The 19,202-nt window shown below is 64.8% G+C and carries 17 protein-coding genes; 3 read left to right on the top strand and 14 right to left on the bottom strand.

The genetic code is table 11. The features are described 5' to 3' along the window. Positions 1-48: 48 nt before the first annotated feature. Positions 49-1,545, bottom strand: coding sequence for a CoA-acylating methylmalonate-semialdehyde dehydrogenase (locus tag BLT09_RS30415; RefSeq protein WP_091600217.1), 1,497 nt, complete (start codon positions 1,543-1,545; stop codon positions 49-51). 381 nt (positions 1,546-1,926) lie between these two features. Between BLT09_RS30415 and BLT09_RS30405 the strand changes: the two genes are divergently transcribed. Continuing rightward, positions 1,927-2,808 (top strand): LysR family transcriptional regulator, encoded by an 882-nt coding sequence (locus tag BLT09_RS30405; RefSeq protein WP_091600215.1) that lies wholly within the window; start codon positions 1,927-1,929, stop codon positions 2,806-2,808. A gap of 95 nt (positions 2,809-2,903) precedes the next feature. On the opposite strand, the gene BLT09_RS30400 is transcribed toward BLT09_RS30405, so the two are convergent. From BLT09_RS30400 to rsfS, 8 genes are all read right to left on the bottom strand, one after another. Further along, complete coding sequence (locus BLT09_RS30400; protein ID WP_091600214.1) at positions 2,904-4,160, bottom strand: D-amino acid dehydrogenase; 1,257 nt, start codon at positions 4,158-4,160, stop codon at positions 2,904-2,906. A 154-nt stretch (positions 4,161-4,314) separates the two neighbouring features. Continuing rightward, complete coding sequence (gene alr, locus BLT09_RS30395) at positions 4,315-5,463, bottom strand: alanine racemase (protein ID WP_091600213.1); 1,149 nt, start codon at positions 5,461-5,463, stop codon at positions 4,315-4,317. 90 nt (positions 5,464-5,553) lie between these two features. Next, a complete protein-coding gene (locus BLT09_RS30390; RefSeq protein WP_091600212.1) occupies positions 5,554-6,075 on the bottom strand; it encodes an RNA pyrophosphohydrolase in 522 nt (173 codons plus the stop codon). Between the two features lie 2 nt (positions 6,076-6,077). Further along, entirely contained in the window at positions 6,078-7,289 is a 1,212-nt protein-coding gene (locus tag BLT09_RS30385) for a divergent polysaccharide deacetylase family protein (protein ID WP_091600210.1), read from the bottom strand. A 110-nt stretch (positions 7,290-7,399) separates the two neighbouring features. Beyond that, the gene (locus tag BLT09_RS30380; protein WP_023800050.1) at positions 7,400-8,725 is read right to left on the bottom strand and encodes a S41 family peptidase; all 1,326 of its coding nucleotides are present in this window, start codon (positions 8,723-8,725) and stop codon (positions 7,400-7,402) included. Between the two features lies 1 nt (position 8,726). Further along, the gene (locus BLT09_RS30375; protein ID WP_091600208.1) at positions 8,727-10,148 is read right to left on the bottom strand and encodes a murein hydrolase activator EnvC family protein; all 1,422 of its coding nucleotides are present in this window, start codon (positions 10,146-10,148) and stop codon (positions 8,727-8,729) included. 147 nt (positions 10,149-10,295) lie between these two features. After that, positions 10,296-10,778 (bottom strand): 23S rRNA (pseudouridine(1915)-N(3))-methyltransferase RlmH, encoded by a 483-nt coding sequence (gene rlmH / locus BLT09_RS30370; RefSeq protein WP_091600206.1) that lies wholly within the window; start codon positions 10,776-10,778, stop codon positions 10,296-10,298. 81 nt (positions 10,779-10,859) lie between these two features. Further along, complete coding sequence (rsfS, locus tag BLT09_RS30365; protein WP_023800052.1) at positions 10,860-11,237, bottom strand: ribosome silencing factor; 378 nt, start codon at positions 11,235-11,237, stop codon at positions 10,860-10,862. A 239-nt stretch (positions 11,238-11,476) separates the two neighbouring features. On the opposite strand from rsfS, the gene BLT09_RS30360 reads away from it, so the two are divergent. Then, the gene (locus BLT09_RS30360; RefSeq protein WP_091600204.1) at positions 11,477-12,331 is read left to right on the top strand and encodes a mechanosensitive ion channel family protein; all 855 of its coding nucleotides are present in this window, start codon (positions 11,477-11,479) and stop codon (positions 12,329-12,331) included. Between the two features lie 21 nt (positions 12,332-12,352). Here the strand turns inward: BLT09_RS30360 and BLT09_RS30355 are convergent, their stop codons facing one another. The 5 genes from BLT09_RS30355 to obgE all read right to left on the bottom strand — a co-directional run bounded on the left by BLT09_RS30355 (position 12,353) and on the right by obgE (position 18,085). After that, a complete protein-coding gene (locus BLT09_RS30355; RefSeq protein WP_091600202.1) occupies positions 12,353-13,648 on the bottom strand; it encodes an MFS transporter in 1,296 nt (431 codons plus the stop codon). Between the two features lie 215 nt (positions 13,649-13,863). Then, entirely contained in the window at positions 13,864-14,451 is a 588-nt protein-coding gene (locus BLT09_RS30350) for a nicotinate-nucleotide adenylyltransferase (protein WP_091600201.1), read from the bottom strand. A gap of 116 nt (positions 14,452-14,567) precedes the next feature. Next, positions 14,568-15,854 carry a glutamate-5-semialdehyde dehydrogenase gene (locus tag BLT09_RS30345; protein WP_091600199.1) on the bottom strand — a complete coding sequence of 429 codons (1,287 nt, stop codon included), beginning with the start codon at positions 15,852-15,854 and terminating at the stop codon, positions 14,568-14,570. A gap of 3 nt (positions 15,855-15,857) precedes the next feature. After that, positions 15,858-17,054, bottom strand: coding sequence for a glutamate 5-kinase (gene proB, locus BLT09_RS30340; protein WP_091600197.1), 1,197 nt, complete (start codon positions 17,052-17,054; stop codon positions 15,858-15,860). A 2-nt stretch (positions 17,055-17,056) separates the two neighbouring features. After that, positions 17,057-18,085, bottom strand: a complete 1,029-nt coding sequence (gene obgE, locus BLT09_RS30335) for a GTPase ObgE (RefSeq protein WP_091600195.1) — start codon at positions 18,083-18,085, stop codon at positions 17,057-17,059. A 130-nt stretch (positions 18,086-18,215) separates the two neighbouring features. On the opposite strand from obgE, the gene BLT09_RS30330 reads away from it, so the two are divergent. Beyond that, positions 18,216-19,085 (top strand): endonuclease/exonuclease/phosphatase family protein, encoded by an 870-nt coding sequence (locus BLT09_RS30330; RefSeq protein ID WP_091600193.1) that lies wholly within the window; start codon positions 18,216-18,218, stop codon positions 19,083-19,085. Positions 19,086-19,202: the final 117 nt, after the last annotated feature.

The following is a 19,202-nucleotide window of genomic DNA, read 5'->3' as shown; positions in this document are numbered from 1 at the left end:
GCGCGCCCGCAGCCGAAGGCGAGGACGCGCAGACAAGCAACCGTCCGGCTAATTCATCGTCGGGATGACGAATTCGGCGCCGTCCTTCACGCCGGACGGCCAGCGCGACGTCACCGTCTTGGTCTTGGTGTAGAACCGGAATGCGTCCGGTCCGTGCTGGTTGAGGTCGCCGAAGGAAGACGCTTTCCAGCCGCCGAACGTATAGTAGGCGATCGGCACCGGGATCGGCACGTTGATACCGACCATGCCGACCTGGACCCTCGAGGCGAAATCGCGGGCGGCATCGCCGTCGCGGGTGAAGATGGCGACGCCGTTGCCCATTTCATGGTCGTTGGCGAGCTTGATCGCGTTCTCGTAGGTCGGCGCGCGCACTACCGAGAGCACCGGCCCAAAAATCTCTTCCTTGTAGATGCGCATATCGGCGGTCACGTTGTCGAACAGGCAGCCGCCCATATAGTAGCCGTTCTCATAGCCCTGCATGGAAAAGCCGCGCCCGTCGACGACCAGCTTGGCGCCTTCCCTGACGCCGATGTCGACATAGCCCTTGACCCGTTCCAGCGCCTGCGCCGTCACCAGCGGGCCGAAATCGGCGGACGAATCCGTCGATGGGCCGACCTTCAGGCTTTCGACGCGCGGCACCAGCTTTTCCATCAGCCGATTGGCGGTATCGTTGCCGACCGGGACAGCCACCGAGATCGCCATGCAGCGCTCGCCGGCAGAGCCGTAGCCGGCGCCGATCAGCGCGTCGACGGTCTGGTCCATGTCGGCGTCGGGCATGATGATCATGTGGTTCTTGGCGCCGCCGAAGCACTGCACGCGCTTGCCGGCCGCGCAGCCGCGCGAATAAATGTACTGGGCGATCGGCGTCGAGCCGACGAAGCCGATGGCCTTGATATCGGGATCATCGAGGATGGCGTCGACCGCCTCCTTGTCGCCGTTGACGACGTTGAGAATGCCTGCTGGCAGGCCGGCTTCGATGAACAGTTCGGCGATGCGCATCGGCACGCCCGGGTCGCGCTCCGAAGGCTTCAGGATGAAGGCGTTGCCGCAAGCGATAGCCGGCGCGATCTTCCACAACGGGATCATCGCCGGAAAATTGAACGGCGTGATGCCGGCAACGACGCCGAGCGGCTGGCGCATCGAATAGACGTCGATGCCGGGGCCGGCGCCGTCGGTGAACTCGCCCTTCATCATGTGCGGCGCGCCGATGCAGACCTCGACCACTTCCAGGCCGCGCTGGATGTCGCCCTTGGCATCAGCGATGGTCTTGCCGTGCTCGCGCGCCAGAATGTCGGCCAGCGCATCATATTCCCGGGCGACCAGTTCGAGGAATTTCATCAGGACGCGCACGCGCCGCTGCGGATTGGTCGCCGCCCAACCGGGCTGCGCCGCCTTGGCGTTCTCCACGGCTGCGCGCAGCTCCGCCTGCGAAGCCAGCGCCACGGTGCCGCGCACCGTGCCGTCCATCGGCTGCATGACGTCCTGCTTGCGGCCGCTGGTCCCGGCGACACGCTTGCCGCCGATGAAATGACCGTAGTCGATCATGGTTTTCTCTCCCTGTATTTGTGATGCGGCATTGTCCGCCTTTGCGCCGCCGATGGCAACGTGAGCGGAAACGCAACCGTTGTGCAGAAAATAGAGTGCGAGCGACGCCTGTGCATCAATTGCCGCAAATGATAGGGTGCAGGTCCTAGCGGCAAGGATTGAGAAATTGAGTTCCTTCGCGCCCCCCTTTGTCCTGTCGGACATCTCCCCCTCTAGGGGGGAGATTGGCAGCTCCGCTGACAGCTCTTCCTTAACAGCGTCGATGTTTGGCGAAATCGGGGATGATAGCGCAATCTCCCCCCTCGTGGGGGAGATGTCCGGCAGGACAGAGGGGGGCGCCGTAGAGCGCTGCCGTAATCGTCATCCTCCGGACCCTCCCTCATGAACTGGGATGACGTCCGCATCTTTCTTGCGGTGGCGCGTGCCGGCCAGATACTTGGCGCGGCCAAGCGGCTGGAGCTGAACCACGCCACTGTCTCGCGCCGCGTCGCCGCGCTCGAGGATGCGCTGCGCACAAAACTCTTTCGCCGGCTGACCACCGGCAGCGAGTTGACGCCGGCGGGCGAGCGTTTCCTCGACATCGCCGAGCGCATGGAAGGCGACATGATCGCCGCGCGTTCGACCGTGGCGGGCGAAGGCGACGACGTCTCCGGCACCGTGCGCATCGGCGCCCCTGACGGTTTCGGCGTCGCCTTCCTGGCCAAACGCCTCGGCGCACTGACGGCGCTTCACCGTGAACTCACCATCCAGTTGGTGCCGGTGCCGCGTTCCTTCTCGTTGTCCAGGCGCGAGGCCGACATCGCCATCACCGTGGAGCGACCGACCGAAGGCAGGCTGGTGGCGGGAAAGCTGGTCGATTACACGCTCGGCCTGTTCGCGTCCCGCGCCTATGCCGACGCGCATGGCCTGCCGCAGACGCCGGCCGAGCTTGGCCGGCACAGGCTGATCGGCTATGTGCCGGACCTCATCGTCAGCCCCTCGCTCGACTATGCGGCCGAGTTCAGTGCCGACTGGCGCACGAGCTTCGCCATCTCCTCGGCGCTCGGCCAGGCCGAAGCGGTGCGCTCCGGCGCCGGCATCGGCATCCTGCACACTTTTGTCGCCCACTCGATGCCGGAACTGGTGGCCGTCGACATCGTCGCGCCCATTCGCCGCGCCTACTGGCTGGTCTATCACGAATCGGTCAGGCCGCTGCGCCGCGTCCAGATCGTCGCGAGCTTCATCACCAGGGCGGTGGAACGGGAGCGGAGCCTGTTCGTCTGACAATATTTTCTCTAACGCGGCGAGGTGTGCTGGAGACTGATCCCGAGTCACGCGGCAAGTTTCTCCGCTCAAATGCGTGAAGAATCCTTCCGATCCTACCGCTGGTATCGCTCCGGTCCGAGATCTCGGACATCGATGTCCGGCACCCGGCTGGAAATGATGTCGGCCAGGACCTTGGCCGAGCCGCAGGCCATGGTCCAGCCGAGCGTACCGTGGCCGGTGTTGAGATAGAGGTTGGAAAACTCGGTGCGGCCGATCAGCGGCGGCCCGTCCGGCGTCATCGGCCGCAACCCGCACCAGAAGGTCGCCGACCGCATGTCGCCGCTGCCTGGAAAAAGGTCGCCGAGCGAATGTTCGAGCGTGCGCCGCCGCGATTCATGCAGCGTCAGGTCAAAGCCGGAAATCTCCGCGGTGCCACCGACGCGGATGCGATCGCCGAGCCTGGTGATCGCCACCTTGTAAGTCTCGTCCATCACCGTCGAGACCGGTGCTGCGGCAGCATCCTTGATCGGCACGGTGATCGAATAACCCTTGACCGGATAGACCGGGATAGGTCGTTTCAGATAGCGCATGAACTTGGCCGAATAGCTGCCCATCGCCATCACATAGGCGTCGGCGGCCTTCCATCCCTTGCTCGTATTGATGTCGGCGATCTGGTTGCGCTTGCGCACGATGCGCCTGATCGACGTGTCGTATTCAAAGGTGACGCCGCGCGCTGCGCAGAGCTCTGCCAGACGGTCAGTGAACATCTTGCAGTCACCGGTCTCGTCGCCCGGCAGCCGCAGGCCGCCGACGAACTTTTCACGGATCCCTGCCAAGCCCGGCTCGGCCGCGATGCAGCCGTCGGGATCGAGGATCTCGTAGGGAACGCCATATGTCTTCAGCACCTCGACATCGCCGGCTGTGCCATCGAGCTGCTGTTGCGTGCGAAAAAGCTGCAGCGTTCCCTTGCTGCGCTCGTCATAGGCGATGCCGGTCGCCTCGCGCAGCGCTTTCAGCGTGTCGCGGCTGTATTCGGCCAAAGGCACCATGCGCGACTTGTTCACCGCATAGCGCTCGGCGGTGCAGTTGCGCAGCATCCTGACCAGCCAAATCCACATATGTGGATCGAGAGTCGGCCGCACCACCAGAGGACCATGCTTCATCAGCAGCCATTTGATCGCCTTCAGCGGGACGCCGGGACCGGCCCAGGGCGAGGCATAGCCTGGCGAGATCTCGCCGGCATTGGCAAAGCTGGTTTCCAGCGCCGGGCCCTTCTGGCGGTCGATCACCGTCACTTCATGGCCGGCCTCGGCCAGGTAATAGGCAGTGGTGACCCCGATGACGCCGCCGCCCAGCACGAAGATCTTCATCGCATAGCTCTCCAGAACGATGTCTTGTCAGCGGGCGCATCGTGGCTTTCTGTCTGCCGGATTTTACCGCGTCCGCCAAGTGCCCAAGCATGTCGCCCAAAAGTAGGCAGGAGGTTTTGGGACGACGACACATGACTAAAAAAAAGCCCGCGCGCTATCCATTCACATAGCGTCGGTGAAAGCGGTGTCCGAGGCTGGTCAGGATTTCATAGCCGATGGTGCCGGCATGGCCGGCCGCCTGGTCGACCGTCTGCGATGGGCCGATCAGTTCGACGAGGTCGCCCGCCTTCAGCCTGCCGGGCGGCAGGGCCGAAATGTCGAGGACGATCGAATCCATCGACACACGGCCCAGGAACGGCAAGCGCACATTTTCGAACCAGGCGGCCGAGGCCGCACGTCGATGCCAGCCATCGGCATAGCCAAGCGAGATCGTTGCGGCGATCAGCGAATCGGTGACGTGAAAAATATGGCCATAGCCGACGCCGGCTCCCCTCTCGAGGCTGCGCGTCTGGATGATTTTTGCTTGAAGCCGCACCACTGGCAGCATCGGATTTTCCGCCGCAGGCGTCGGATTGATGCCGTAGAGCGCCGCACCGGGTCGGGCGAGGTTGTAGTGAAAGGACTGCCCAAGAAAGATACCGGAGGAATTGGCGAGCGAGGCCGGCGCATTTGGCAGCATCCTGCGTAGCCGCTCGAATTCCAGCCGCTGCTGCTCGTTGGCCGGATGTTCGGGCTCGTCGGCGCGAGCGAGATGGCTCATCACGATGGTGACGTCGATACCATCGAAAGCCTGCGGGTCGGCAGCGACGGCCTCCACCTCGGCTGCCGCCATGCCAAGCCGCGACATGCCGCTGTCGACCTGGATTGCAGCCTTGAGCTTGTGGCCGGCCCGCTGCGCCGCCGCGCGCCAGGCGGCGAGCTGGCCGGCGCTGTTGATGACCACGCCCAGCTCCGCTGCGACGGCTTCGCTTTCGGCGCCCGGCTGAATGCCGTTCAGCACATAGATCGCCGCCCGTGCGCCGAGCGCCTGGCGCAGCAAGGCACCCTCGGCCAGATGCGCGACAAAAAAAACAGCGCAGCCTTCGGCCGCCAGCGCCGCGGCCACTTGGCGCGCCCCGAGCCCGTAGCCGTCGGCCTTGACGACACCGGCGCAGCCGACACCGCCCAACCGCGCCTTGAGCCGCCGGTAATTTTCGCGGATGGCGCTGAGATCGACGGTCAATATGGCGCCGGCCGCCGCTTCGCTGATCGGCGCGGCTTTGACGGCCCTTTCAGAAAGAGATTTTTTGGAAGTGCCGTTCATGCCAATCCCGTCTGCAGCGGATCGGCCATCAATAAGGCCACCGCGCCGACGCGGCAACCGTGGTCGGCGCGAGCGCGGCTTGCGCCAGGCCTACGCAACCAGATGCCGGAATGCCGCAACCACGTCCTCATAGACCTGACGCTTGAACGGAACGATCAGGTCGGGCAATTCCTTCATTGGCCGCCAGGCCCATCTGTCGAACTCGGCGGTGTGGCCGCCCGGCGGCGGATTGATCTCAATCTCGCTCAAATCGCCGTGAAAGCGGAAGGCGAACCATTTTTGCGTCTGACCACGATACTTTCCCTTGAAGGCGACGCCGACCAGATGGGCCGGCAGGTCGTAAAATATCCAGTTCGGCGCCTCATCCAGCAACGAGACGCTGCGCATGCCGGTTTCTTCGTAGAGTTCCCGCTGTGCCGCCTGCAGCGGCTCTTCGCCCTTGTCGATGCCGCCCTGCGGCATCTGCCAGAGCTGCGTCGTGCCGGCGAATTCGCTGTCCGGCTCGGCAATGCGATGCCCGACCCAGACCAGCCCGTCTCCGTTGAGGACCATCGCTCCGACGCAGCGACGATAGGGCAGCGTCTCGGGGTCGACCGGTTTTTTCTTCGCCATGCTCAACCTTTTTCCGGATCCACCGCCACTGCCGAAATCGGCACGATCTCGATGCCGCGCTTCTTGGCCTCGATCACCCAGGACGACACGGTGTCGACCGTCAGGTCGAAGGCCGAGCCGATGCCGACGGCAAAGCCTTTCGCCCGCGCGGTTGCTTCCAGTTCGTCCAGCTTCTTCAATATGGCGCCGCGGTCGCGCACGGCGTCGATCGACGTGTCGCCGGCGGCGAACGGCACACCGTTCTTCAACGCCAGTTCGGGCGCCAGGCTGCGTGCCGACGAACCGTCGTCGACATAGGCCAGGCCGCGCCTGCCAAGCTCGGCCATCAGTGGCCCCATCGCCGCCGCATCGGCCGAAAAACGCGCGCCCATATAGTTCATGACCCCGGTGTAATTGGTCGTCCGCGACAGCGCCCAGCGCAAATTCTCCAAATTCTCGTCGGGTGTCGCCACGACCGTCAGCGTGTTGCGGCCGGGATTGACATTCGGATAATCGAACGGTTCGAGCGGCACCTGCATGACGATCTCATGGCCGCTCTGCCGCGCCGCCTGCATCCAGCGGCCGATGCTGTTGCCCTGCGGCGCGAAGCCCAGCGTCACTTCGGCCGGCAACTTGGCGATGGCCGCCTGCGTGCCGGTCTGTGACACGGCAAGCCCGCCGATGACGATCGCCACGCGCGCACCGCGCGCACCGGACCACGGTCGCGCATAGACATCGAACGGCCGCCTGCCGTCGGCAGCACGAACCGGCAATGAACCGGTTTCGCCAGACTCGACCAGCGCCCTGTCGGGAATATGCGCGATCCTCAGGTTCTGGCCGGTCGTCGAAGGGTCGTGGATGACGATGGCCCCGGGCGGACCGTCGCCCGCTTCGGCCTGCATGTGGATGATCTGCGGCCCGCCCGTCTTGGATCCGCTTGCCTTGGACCCGCCCGTCTTGGGTATGCTCGCCTTGGACGCTGCTTCGGCCCTCGGCGCCGGTTCAGTGATCGGCGCTGCGGGTTCGACCACGGCTGTCGCCTTCGGCGTCGAAACGGCGACTTCTTCCGGGTTTCGAAACGGCCTTTCACGCAGCGCAATCGCCCCGGAGACGCCGATCACGGCCAGCACCACGACAGTGGCCGCGACCACGCCAGCGCTGATCCTGCGGGCCGCGCGCGGCGGCCGGGCGGCCTGCCCGAGTGGGCGTTCGATGTCACTACCGATGTCAGCCAAGCCGCATCCCCAGCCGCGGTCCCCGAATCAAACTGCCGAGGCCTTGCGGCCCCGGCAGCATTACATCGCTTCGATCAGGCAGCCAGACCTGTTGTCCGGCTGATCGACTTTTACTGGTTCAGCACAGCCTTGTCCGGATTCGGCGGGAACGCCGGATCGGTCTTCTCGCCGCGCAGCAACTGCTGGGCGAAGATGAGCTGCAGATCGTCCTTCGGCTCCGGCGGCACATAGGCTGCCGAGCCTGAACCGGCATCGCCCTCCTCGCTGCCCTTGATGTGGCCCTTGAGGTCCGACTCGCCGCGCGTCAGGTCCCTGCCCTGCAGGTCCGGCGGCAACGGCTGGTCGACCTTGATGTCGGGCGTGATACCCTTGCCCTGGATCGACTTGCCGGACGGCGTGTAATAGAGCGCCGTCGTCAGGCGCAGCGCGCCGTTCTCGCCGAGCGGGACGATGGTCTGCACCGAACCCTTGCCGAACGACTGCGTGCCGACGACCGTGGCGCGGCGCAAATCCTGCAGCGCGCCGGCGACGATTTCGGACGCACTGGCCGAGCCGCCATTGACGAGCACGACCAGCGGCTTGCCGTCGATATCGTCGCCCGGCCGCGCGTCGAAGCGGGTGACGTCCTTCGGATCGCGGCCGCGCGTCGAGACGATCTCGCCACGGTTGAGGAAGGCGTCGGACACGCTCACCGCCTGATCGAGCAGCCCGCCCGGATTGAGGCGCAGATCGAGCACGTAGCCCTTTAGCTTTTCCTTCGGCACCTGCTTCTCGATGGTTTCGATGGCGCTCTCGAGATCATCATGGGTCTTTTCGGTGAAGGAGGTGATCTTGATGTAGCCGATGTCGTTCTCGACCCGGAACTTGACCGCCTTGACCTTGATGATGTCGCGCACCACCGTCAGTTCGATCGGCTTGTCGGCGCCCTGGCGCAGGATGGTGAGCTTGATCGGCGTGTTGACCAGCCCGCGCATCTTCTCGACCGCATCGTTGAGGCTCAGGCCGCGAACCTCCTCGCCGTCGATCTTGGCAATATAGTCGCCGGCAAGCACGCCCGCCTTGGCAGCCGGCGTATCGTCGATCGGCGTGATCACCTTGACCAGGTCGTTCTCCATGGTGACCTCGATGCCGAGGCCGCCGAACTCGCCCTTGGTCTGCACGCGCATGTCCTGCGCCTCTTCGGCGTTCATATAGGAGGAGTGCGGGTCGAGCGAGGTAAGCATGCCGTTGATGGCGTTTTCGACCAGCGACTTGTCGTCGGGCGGCGTCACATATTGCGCCCGCACCCGCTCGAAAATATCACCGAAGATCGCCAGTTGCTTATAGGTCTCGGAGCCCGCAGCGTTCGCCGTCGAGCCGGGCGCGCCATAGACCAGGCTCATCGCTGATGCGCCCATCAGCGCACCGGCAAACAGAAGCGACAGTTTCCGCATCATCTCACGTCCTTCCAGACAAACGGTCCGCCCACCATGGGGTCGGATCGACGGGTTTTCCATCCTTGCGGAACTCAACATAGAGTTCCGGCGTGGCATTTCCATTCTTCGATGCCGAGGTGCTCGCCACCCGGGCCTCTCCCATCGCGCCGACCGGCTCTCCTGCGAGCACCGACTGGCCAGACGCGACGCTGATTCTGCTCATCCCCGCGAGAACGACATGATAGCCGTCACCTGCGTTCAGGATCAAGAGTTGGCCATAAGAGCGAAAAGGTCCCGCATAAAGTACATTTCCGTCCGCCGGCGCGGTGACGATGGCTCCCGATTGTGTCGCAACCATGTCACCGAGCATCACTGCGCCGTTACCGTCGCTGGCCCCGAACCGCCGCTTGATCTTGCCGGTGACCGGCAAAGCGATCTGCCCCTGAAGCGCCGAAAACGGCGCAGCGGCGGTGAGCCGGTTGGCTTCCGGCACCGGCAGGGCCGCCAGTTCCGTCTGTTCCGGGGCCTTCTGTGCCGGAGCCGTCTGCGCCGGAGCCCCCAGTGCCGGGGCCTTGTCGGCACCCGCTGCCTTCTGCTCCGCGGCTTTCTGCTCCGCGGCTTTCTGTTCGGCGGCCTTCTGCTCGGCTGCCTTCGCCGCGTCCGCAGTCTTGCGGGCCTTGTCGGCCTCGAGCGAGGCGATCAGTTCCTTCAGGCTGCCGGCCTTGGCCGCCAGTGCCGCGGATCGCTGCTTTTCCGCCGCCAGGGCCGTTTGCGTCTCGGCCTCGAGCTTCTGCTTGGCTTCGAGCAGCATGCCGAGCCGCTTCTTTTCCGCCGTCTGCTCGGCGACTGCCGCCGTCAGCCGCGCCCGCTCCGCCTCGATCGAGGCCGTCACCCGTGACTGCTCCTTGAGTTCCGCCAGCAATATCTCGGTCTGCTGGCGCAGTTCCGGCACTACGGCGCCGAGCAGGATGGCGCTGCGCACCGACGACAGCGCGTCCTCCGGCTTGACCAGGATGGCCGGCGGCGGATTGAGCCCCATGCGCTGCAGCGCGGCCAGCACCTCGGCCAGAACGTCGCGTCTGGCAGCCAGTGAGGCACGGATTTTCTGCTCGTCGCCCTTCAGCCCTTCCAGCTTGGCACCGATGTCCTCGATGTCCTGGCCGAGCTTCTGCTCGGTCATCGCCGACTGGATCAGCGCCGCGGTGATCGAGGCATGGTCCTTCTTGACCGTCGCCATGTCGGCGGCGAGCCTGGCCAGCCGCTCCGACGACAGCGTGATCTCCTGCGATATCCGTTCGTATTCGGCGCGGCTCTGGTCCGGGTCGGGCGCCATGTCGAGCCTGCTCTGCGCCCGCGCGGCACCGAGCGACAGCATAAGCACCGCCGCTGCCAAGCCGCAGCCTGCGCGCCAAAAGCCCGATCGCGATTTCCAACCTTCAGCCATTGAAGCCCGACTCTATGCGTGGCTTCGTTAACGAACAATCAACCATGTTCGAGAGCCCGCTGACCGAAAAACAGCCTCGTGACGCATTGAGGCGAAAATCCGGGCGGCTGACGCCAATCCACCGGTTTCGGTTGAACCTGCAACGGCTCACGAGCGGTGATAGGGATGACCGGACAGGATTGTGGCCGCCCGGTAAAGCTGCTCGCCCAACATGACACGGACCAGTTGGTGCGGCCATGTCGGCGCACCGAACGACACCATCAGGTCGGCCTGATCGCGCAGCGACTGGTCGTGACCGTCGGCGCCGCCGATGGCGATGACCAGCGCCTTGCGGCCGCTATCACGCAGCAGGCCGATGCGCCCGGCGAAATCCTCGGAGGAAAAACTCTTGCCGCGTTCGTCGAGCAGCATCAGCGCGGCACCAGGCTGCAACTGCGCCTGCAGTTTCTGGCCCTCGTCGCGGCGACGCTCGTTGGCGGTCTGGGCGCGGCCCTCCGGGATCTCGACGACCCCTGAGAATTCGAGCCCCACGGCCGGCCCGCTCTTGGCGAAGCGCTCGAAATATCGGTCGGCGAGCAACTTCTCGGGGCCGGCTTTCATCCGGCCCACGGCATGAACGGTGATTTTCATCCCTGCCTCGAAGAGCCGCTAATGCATGTCACCAAAAGTGGTCACCGGTTTTGGTAAACGACATGCATCAACCGATACGGCTCAGTGGAGGGTCTCTTCCTCGAGGTCCGGCGCCTGCCACATCTTTTCAAGATTGTAGAAGTCGCGGACTTCGGGGCGGAAGACATGGACGATGATGTCGCCCGAATCGATCAGGACCCAGTCGGCGCCGGCCAGTCCCTCGACGCGCGCCGTGCCGAGCCCGGCATCCTTGAGCGCCTTGAGGAGATGATCGGCGACAGCCGAGACATGACGGTGCGATCGGCCGGACGCGATGACCATATAGTCACCGAGGCTCGATTTTCCCTGAATGTCGATTGAGACGATGTTTTCGGCCTTGGAGTCTTCCAGACTGGCAAGGACTGTCTTGATGGCGCGGGACACGGCGTCGTTTACGCTGATCCCGGCCGGCGAAGGCACGATGTCGGCCTTCTTCCAAAGTGCTGTTCTCAGTGTATTTCCTTTCGCAGCAAGAACAACCAAATCACCCTTCAAAGCAGGTGACACCCTTAGATAGGCAGAGTTGCGTTGCAGTTTCAAGACGGCAACCCTACCGTAGCCAACGAAGAACCGTTCTTCCGGTTCCGCAGTTGAAGAAAAATCGGAACTCTTGCCGCCTGGCGAGGGTTATCGGCGCATTGACCATTCGGATCCCCCTCATGCCTGTCGACCCTCAGAACGCTCTCCTCACCGTGCAGTCCGGCCTTGCGCAGCTCAGCGCTCTGATCGTCTCGTACTCGTTCTCGGCCATAGGCGCCGTCATCCTGCTGGTCCTCGGCTATATCGTCGCCGGCCTTGCCCAGCGCTCGATCTACGCCGGCCTCGGCCATATCCATGGCTTCGACACGACGCTGCGCCACTTCTTCTCGCGGATCGTCCGCTACGCCATACTGATCCTCGTCGTCGTCATGGTGCTCGGCCAGTTCGGCGTCCAGACGACCTCGATCATTGCCGCCATTGGCGCCATCGGCCTGGCCATCGGCCTGGCGCTGCAGGGCACGCTGCAGAACATTGCCGCCGGCATCATGCTGCTGGCGCTGCGGCCATTCCGCATCGGCGAATATGTCGAGGTCGGGGTCATTTCCGGGACCATCGAGGAAATCGGGCTGTTCGCCACCACGCTGAGAACGGTCGAAGGCGTTTACGTGGTCGCTCCCAATTCGACGCTGTGGAACCAGCCCGTCCGCAATTTTACACGCAACGGCGTCCGCCGCGCCGATATCACCCTGACCATCGGCTCGTGGAACGATATCGATCTCGCTCAAAAGACCATGCTGGGCGTCGCCGCCGACGAGCGACGCGTCAGGCGGGAGCCGGCGCCGATTGCCTTTGTGGCGACCGTCAGCGACAGCAACGTCGCCATAACCTTGCGCTACTGGACCTCGGCTGCCGATTTCTTCGCGACCCAGATCGATCTCACCAAACGCGCCAAGCAGGCCTTCGACAGCGAAGGCATTTCTATACCCGCGCCACCACCGGAAGCACCGCGGCAGGAAGCCGTCACCAGACAGTGAGACGATCGATTCCCGGCATAGCTATTTATCCGCGCGGCGCTGCTCTTCGGACGGAAAGGCAAGATCGAGGGGCAGCGGTGCCTGCGCGCTCATCGGCGCGAAATTGCCGGTCTCGGCGGCGGGAACAGGCGACATCGCCACCACGCGCCACAGCACGAACAGGCAAAAAACGGTGGCAATGACGACGGCCACATGGATGAAGGCCTGGGTTCCGTAGACGGCGGAAAGCCCGGTCACGATGCCGGGCACGATGAAGCCGGACAGCGACCACGCGAACAGCAGTGAACTGGACAGCGCCACCATGTCGTCCTTGCCGGCGCGGTCGGCGGCATGTGCGCTGGCCAGCGAATAGATCGATTCCGATGCGCCGGCCCAGACCACATAGATGACGACCAGCGCCGCCAGCGCACCACCATCGAAGCCCAGCGCAAACAGGCCCGCCACCATGGCAAGCGCCGAAGCGGCTACCAGCACAAAGCGGCGGTCGGTGCGGTCGGAAATCCATCCGAGCGGGACCTGCAGGATCAATGTGCCGATCGGCATCGCCGACAGCAGCAGTGCCACATCGGCCTGGCTGTAGCCCTTGGCCGTGGCATGGATCGGCGCAAAGCCTGAAATCGTCATCGACAGGCCGCCGACGGCAAGCATGCCGGCGACGCCGACCGGCGAAATCCGCCAGGCCCGGCCAAGCGCCACCGACGCCGCCTGCGGCGGCGGCGGCTGGGCGAGGCGCGTCAACCCGACGGGGAGGATCGACAGCGCGGTGAAGGCGATGCCGACCAGCGGCGCGTCCGCAGCCCGTATGTCGATCAGCGCCAGTGTGGAGTAGCCGACACCGAGCCCGGCAACATAGGCGACGTAGAAGAAGGCCATGACCCTGCCGCGTATGGCGTTGGCGATGACGTCGTTCAGCCAGCTTTGCGCAACGATGAACAGGCCGCATATGGCAAAGCCGTAGAGCGCGCGTGCCGCGATCCACGACAGCGGGTGCGGTCCGGCCCCGACGGCGGCGTTCGACAGCACGATCAAAGCCGACAGCACCATGAATGCGCGCGCATGGCCGACGCGTCGTACCAGCGGACCGGTCAGGATGCAGCCTGCCAGGCCGCCGGCCGAGAGGCCGGTGACGATCAGCCCGGCCCAGGTCGGATCGAAGCCTTCGGCGCCGAGCCGGACCGGGATATAGGCGAACATCAGTCCGTTGCCGACCGCTACCAGCGCCATCGACAGGACGACGCTGGCGATGGCGATCGCCGGGGCCGGCGGGCTGCCCTGCGCCGGGTCGCGTCTGGTCTGGTTTCGCTCGAGAATCGCCATGCCCGCGCAGGATCGCTCACGGACCGAGGAAAGGCAGCCGCAAATGCGACATCGCCCGACAGGGGAGTAGGGGAATAGGGCAGTATGGGAGTAGGGAAAAGAAAAAAATGGCTGGGTCGGCGAGCAGCATAACATACTGCCCTACTCCCTTACTCCCCTACTCCCCTACTCCCCTACAGGGCCCACAGGGGGAGAAGGGAAGACCAGCGCTCATCCTATCCCTGCACCATCTTGCGGATCGCGGTCGACGACAGCGACGAGCGTGGGCCGTGGATGAAGGTCCAGGCCGGCGCCTTCATGCGGGCGAGCCGCGGCGCGTCGCCCTCGTCGACACGCGCGTAGTCGAAGGTCTTGGCGACAACCGACGACAGGAACGACAGCGTCGCGCCAGGGCGATCGATCACCGCGATCGGAAACGTCATCACGATCTGGCGCCAGCGCTGCCAGCGATGAAAATCGCGCAGCGAATCGGCGCCCATGATCCAGACGAAGTCGACGCCCGGGTTGCGCGCCTTGACCAGGGCCAGCGTGTCGGCGGTGAAGCGGACATAATGGCTCGCCTCGAAGGCGGTGACCTTGACCTTCGGGTTCCGGGCAATCTGCTCGGACAGGCGCAGCCGCTCGGCCAGCGGCGCCAGTTCCCGCGCGCTCTTGAGCGGATTGCCCGGCGTCACCATCCACCACAACTGATCGAGCGCCAGGCGCCTGAGCGCGATCTCGGCGACCAGCGCATGGCCGGCATGGGCAGGATTGAACGAGCCGCCGAACAGTCCGACGGCCAGGCCCTTTTCGGCATGCGGCATATGAAGGTAGCGAGAGGGGACGGGTTGTTCGGACGGGGATAGCATGTGTCAGGCACCGGGCAGGACAGAGGGGGGTGGCTGGGCGCACGCCTGTCAGGCTCTAACCGCGAATAAGCTCAAGGCCTCACCTGTCCCGTCCCGCGCACGCGGTACTTGAACGAGGTCAGTTGCTCGACACCGACCGGGCCGCGCGCATGCATCTTGCCGGTGGCGATGCCGATCTCGGCGCCCATGCCGAATTCGCCGCCATCGGCAAATTGCGTCGAGGCATTGTGCAGAAGGATCGCCGAATCGATCTCGTTGAAGAACCGTTCGACGGCCTCCGCATCCTCGGCGACGATCGCCTCGGTGTGGTGCGAGGAAAAAGTCTCGATGTGCTCGATCGCACCGGCAACGCCATCGACCAGTTTTACTGCGATGATGGCATCGAGATATTCGCTCACCCAGTCGGCGTCGGTCGCCGCTTTAGCGTCGGCAAACACTTTCAGCACCTCGGCGTCGGCATGGATTTCGCACCCTGCCGCGCGCAACGCCCCGAGGATCGGCACCAGATGAGTGGCGGCAACAGCGCGGTCGACCAGCAGCGTCTCGGCCGCGCCGCAGACGCCGGTGCGCCGCATCTTGGCGTTGACCGCGATCCTGGCGGCCATGTCGAGATCAGCCGAGCCGTCGATGTAGAGATGACAGATGCCTTCGAGATGAGCAAAGACGGGCACCCGCGCTTCGTTCTGGACGCGTTCGACCAGGTTCTTGCCGCCGCGCGGAATGATGACGTCGATGTTGCCGGAAAGCCCTTTCAGCATCTCGCCGACGGCGGCGCGGTCGGCGGTCGGCACCAGCTGGATGGCATCCTGCGGCAGCTTGGCCGCCTTCAGCCCTTCGACCAGGCAGGCATGGATCGCCGCCGAGGAGTTGAGCGAATCCGAGCCGCCGCGCAGGATAACCGGATTGCCAGCCTTGAGGCACAGCGCGCCGGCATCGGCGGTCACGTTCGGCCGGCTTTCGTAGATGACGCCGACAACGCCGAGCGGCGTGCGCACGCGCTCGATATGCAGGCCGTTCGGCCGGTCCCATGCGGCAATGACATCGCCGACCGGATCGCGCAGCCCGGCGATTTCACTGATGCCGTCGGCCATGGCACGGATGCGGCCGGGATCAAGCTTCAGCCGGTCCATGAAAGAAGGCGAAAGCCCCGACTGCTCGCCATTTTTGATGTCGATGGCGTTGGCGTCGAGAATATCCTGCTCGTGACGAAGGATCGCCTGCGCCATACCGATCAACGCGGCGTGCTTGCGCTCGGCTGTGGCGACGGCCAGCGGTCGGGCGGCAGCGCGGGCGCGGCGGCCGATATCGGCCATCAGCGCCACCGTATCGTCCCGGGATTTTTCATGCAGCTTCAGCATGGCTCATCCTCCGCTACGCACCTCGTCACCGACCGCTTGGTCGCCGGCCTGTACTTGGTCACTGGCCCCTACTTGGTCACTGGAATGGCTCACCACAAGGTCGTCGCGGTGGATCATCGCCGATCGCGCTTCATAGCCGAGCACCGTTTCGATCTCGGCTGTTTTCAAGCCAGCGATCCTTACGGCATCGGCGGCATCGTAGGCAACCAGTCCGCGCGCGATCTCGCGGCCTTCGGGCGACAGGATCGCCACCGTGTCGCCGCGCGAGAAATTGCCGCTGACCAGCTTGACGCCGGCCGGCAGCAGCGACTTGCCCGACAGCAGCGCGCCGATGGCGCCGGCATCGACTGTCAGCCGGCCTGCCGGTTCGAGCTGCCCGGCGATCCATGTCTTGTAGCCCTTGACCGGATTGGCGCTCGGCCGGAAGAACGTCGCCCGCTCGCCACGCTCGATCGCCAGCAGCGGCGACAGCCGCGTGCCTGATGTGATGATCATGGCAGTGCCGGCGGCGGTGGCGATCTTGCCGGCGTCGAGCTTGGTGCGCATGCCGCCGCGTGAAAACTCCGAAGCGGCCGCACCCGCCATCGCCTCGATGTCAGGCGTGATGCGGTCGACCACAGCGACGAACCTGGCATGCTGGTCTCGCGCCGGCGGCGCCGTGTAGAGGCCGTCAATGTCGGAGAGCAGCACCAAAAGGTCCGCGCCCATCATCGTCGCCACCCGCGCCGCCAGCCGGTCATTGTCGCCATAGCGGATTTCGGAGGTCGCCACCGTATCGTTCTCGTTGATGACCGGCACCGCCTTCATCTTGAGCAGCGTCGAGATCGTCGCGCGCGCATTGAGATAACGGCGGCGCTCTTCGGTGTCGCCGAGCGTCAGCAGGATCTGGCCCGATTTCAGGCCGCCCTTGCCGAGCGCATCCGACCAGGCGCCGGCCAACGCAATCTGCCCGACCGCCGCCGCCGCCTGGCTTTCCTCGAGCTTCAGCGCCCGCTTGCCGAGGCCTAAAATGGTGCGGCCAAGCGCGATGGCGCCGGACGACACGACGAGGATCTCGGCGCCATTCTCGGCCAGCACTGAAATGTCGTCGGCAAGCGAGGCCAGCCAGTCGCGCTTCAGCCCCGCCGTGCGGTCGACAAGCAGCGCCGAGCCGATCTTGACGGTGATGCGCCGGTATTTTTTCAGCGACTGCGCGGCCATCGCTATCTCCAGCGCGTCTCGACCGGAGCGGCGACAGCGTCGCGCGCCTCGGCGACGACCGTCATCAGCGCGCGCAGAACGGCTTCGACGCCTTCGCCGGTGACGGCGGACAAAAGCATCGGCGCGCGGCCGGCGGCGCGTTTCAGCGAAGCGACCTTCTTCTTGCGTGCGTCGGCATCGAGCGTGTCGACCTGGGAAAGTGCCACGATCTCGACCTTCTCGACCAGTCCATGGCCATAGGCGTCGAGTTCGGCGCGCACGGTCTTGTAGGCCTTCCCCGGATTTTCTTCCTGCGCCGAGACGAGGTGCAGAAGGACGCGCGTGCGTTCGACATGTCCGAGGAAACGGTCACCGATGCCGACGCCTTCATGCGCGCCTTCGATCAGGCCGGGAACGTCGGCGATGACGAACTCGCGCCCGTCGATGCGGGCCACACCGAGGCCCGGATGCAGCGTGGTGAAGGGATAATCGGCGATCTTCGGCTTGGCTGCGGTGACGGCGGCGAGGAAAGTCGACTTGCCGGCATTGGGCAGGCCGACCAGGCCGGCATCGGCGATCAGTTTGAGCCGGAGCCAGATGTTGAGCTCTTCGCCCGGCTGACCCGGATTGGCGCGGCGCGGCGCCTGGTTGGTCGAGGTCTTGAAATGCTGGTTGCCAAAGCCGCCATTGCCGCCCTTGGCCAGCAGGAAGCGTTGGCCGACGACGGTCAGGTCGCAGATCAGCGTCTCGTTGTCCTCGGCAAAGACCTGCGTTCCCGCCGGCACTTTCAGCGTCACGTCGGCGCCCTTGGCGCCGGTCATGTTGCGGCCCATGCCGTGCGTGCCGGTCTTGGCCTTGAAATGCTGCTGGTAGCGATAATCGATCAGCGTGTTCAGCCCATCGACCGCCTCCACCCAGACGTCGCCGCCGCGGCCGCCGTCGCCGCCGTCGGGGCCGCCGAATTCGATGAACTTTTCGCGCCGGAACGACACCGATCCGGCGCCACCATCGCCGGAGCGGACATAGACCTTGGCTTGATCGAGAAATTTCATCGTATTGCTGAGTTTCTGCTAGTGGCCTTGCGGCATTGCTCTAACGTTTGGCACTGCTCTAAACCAAGGCGGGGCGAAGGGCGAGGCTGATTATCAACATGGCCCGAGTCTGAACATCGCCGGAGTCGCAATGCAGCTTGTAACCTACAACATCCACTACGGCGTCGGTCTTGACGGACGCTACGATGTCGGCCGCATTGCCGATGCCGTGCGCGGCGCCGACGTGATCGCGCTGCAGGAGGTCTCGCGCAACAACCCCAGCAATGGCGGCCGCGACATGGTGGCCGAGCTTGGCGAGGCGCTGCCCGAATATTTCGCCGTCTACGGCAGCAATTTCGAGGCCAATGTCGGCTCGCGTCTGGAAAACGGCCGTGCCATCACCACCACCTTCCAGCTCGGCAACATGGTGCTGTCGAAAACCCCCGTTCATCTGTCGCGCAATCTCCTCTTGCCCCGCAGCCGCAGTTTCGAAGTGATGAATTTCCAGCGCGGCGCGCTGGAGGCGCTGATCGAGACGCCGCTTGGTTTTATCCGCTTCTATTCCACCCATCTCGACCATCGCAGCCCGGTCGAACGCGCCAGCCAGATCCGGTTTCTGCGCCGGCGCCTGTTGAACTATGCGATCGAGGGCGGCGCGCTGTCGGGCGTCGCCGAGGTCGGCCTGCCGGACCTGCCTTGTCCCGAAGGCTTCGTCGTCATGGGCGACTTCAACATGCTGGCCGGATCGCCGGAATATGTCGAATTCGCCGGCCGCCTGGACCACGAATTCGGCATGCCGGTAACCGCGGATCTTGCCGTCGATGCCGCCCTGCGCCTTGCCGCCGCAGGCGCCGATCTCGTCACCTGGGTCGACCCCAAGCGGCCTGACGACGCCAGCCGCCACAAGCGCATCGACTATGTCTTCACCAGCGCCTCGCTGGCCAAATCGCAGAAGCGCCTGTGGGTCGACCGGCAGGCAGTCGGTTCGGACCACCTGCCGGTCTGGGTCGAGATGGTTTGAACCCAAATTCGATCCGCAATCTTCGCGCCTAGGCGTGTTGAAAATCAGGTCAGGCCGCGCCGAGAGTGGTGGCTTCCGAGAACCGGAGCGGAGCGTACTTAAGTACGTGAGCACCGG

The sequence above is a fragment of the Mesorhizobium muleiense genome, assembly GCF_900099905.1.
GTDB classification, from domain to species: domain Bacteria; phylum Pseudomonadota; class Alphaproteobacteria; order Rhizobiales; family Rhizobiaceae; genus Mesorhizobium; species Mesorhizobium muleiense.
The sequence above is the reverse complement of the archived record's forward strand: the minus strand, read 5'-3'. Positions and strand labels throughout refer to the sequence as shown.

Coding starts and splice junctions, on each gene's coding strand:
- BLT09_RS30415 (WP_091600217.1), bottom strand. CDS start 1,545: ATGATCGACTACGGTCATTTCATCGGCGGCAAGCGTGTCGCCGGGACC.
- BLT09_RS30405 (WP_091600215.1), top strand. CDS start 1,927: ATGAACTGGGATGACGTCCGCATCTTTCTTGCGGTGGCGCGTGCCGGC.
- BLT09_RS30400 (WP_091600214.1), bottom strand. CDS start 4,160: ATGAAGATCTTCGTGCTGGGCGGCGGCGTCATCGGGGTCACCACTGCC.
- alr (WP_091600213.1), bottom strand. CDS start 5,463: ATGAACGGCACTTCCAAAAAATCTCTTTCTGAAAGGGCCGTCAAAGCC.
- BLT09_RS30390 (WP_091600212.1), bottom strand. CDS start 6,075: ATGGCGAAGAAAAAACCGGTCGACCCCGAGACGCTGCCCTATCGTCGC.
- BLT09_RS30380 (WP_023800050.1), bottom strand. CDS start 8,725: ATGATGCGGAAACTGTCGCTTCTGTTTGCCGGTGCGCTGATGGGCGCA.
- BLT09_RS30375 (WP_091600208.1), bottom strand. CDS start 10,148: ATGGCTGAAGGTTGGAAATCGCGATCGGGCTTTTGGCGCGCAGGCTGC.
- rlmH (WP_091600206.1), bottom strand. CDS start 10,778: ATGAAAATCACCGTTCATGCCGTGGGCCGGATGAAAGCCGGCCCCGAG.
- BLT09_RS30360 (WP_091600204.1), top strand. CDS start 11,477: ATGCCTGTCGACCCTCAGAACGCTCTCCTCACCGTGCAGTCCGGCCTT.
- BLT09_RS30355 (WP_091600202.1), bottom strand. CDS start 13,648: ATGGCGATTCTCGAGCGAAACCAGACCAGACGCGACCCGGCGCAGGGC.
- BLT09_RS30350 (WP_091600201.1), bottom strand. CDS start 14,451: ATGCCGCATGCCGAAAAGGGCCTGGCCGTCGGACTGTTCGGCGGCTCG.
- BLT09_RS30345 (WP_091600199.1), bottom strand. CDS start 15,854: ATGCTGAAGCTGCATGAAAAATCCCGGGACGATACGGTGGCGCTGATG.
- proB (WP_091600197.1), bottom strand. CDS start 17,054: ATGGCCGCGCAGTCGCTGAAAAAATACCGGCGCATCACCGTCAAGATC.
- obgE (WP_091600195.1), bottom strand. CDS start 18,085: ATGAAATTTCTCGATCAAGCCAAGGTCTATGTCCGCTCCGGCGATGGT.
- BLT09_RS30330 (WP_091600193.1), top strand. CDS start 18,216: ATGCAGCTTGTAACCTACAACATCCACTACGGCGTCGGTCTTGACGGA.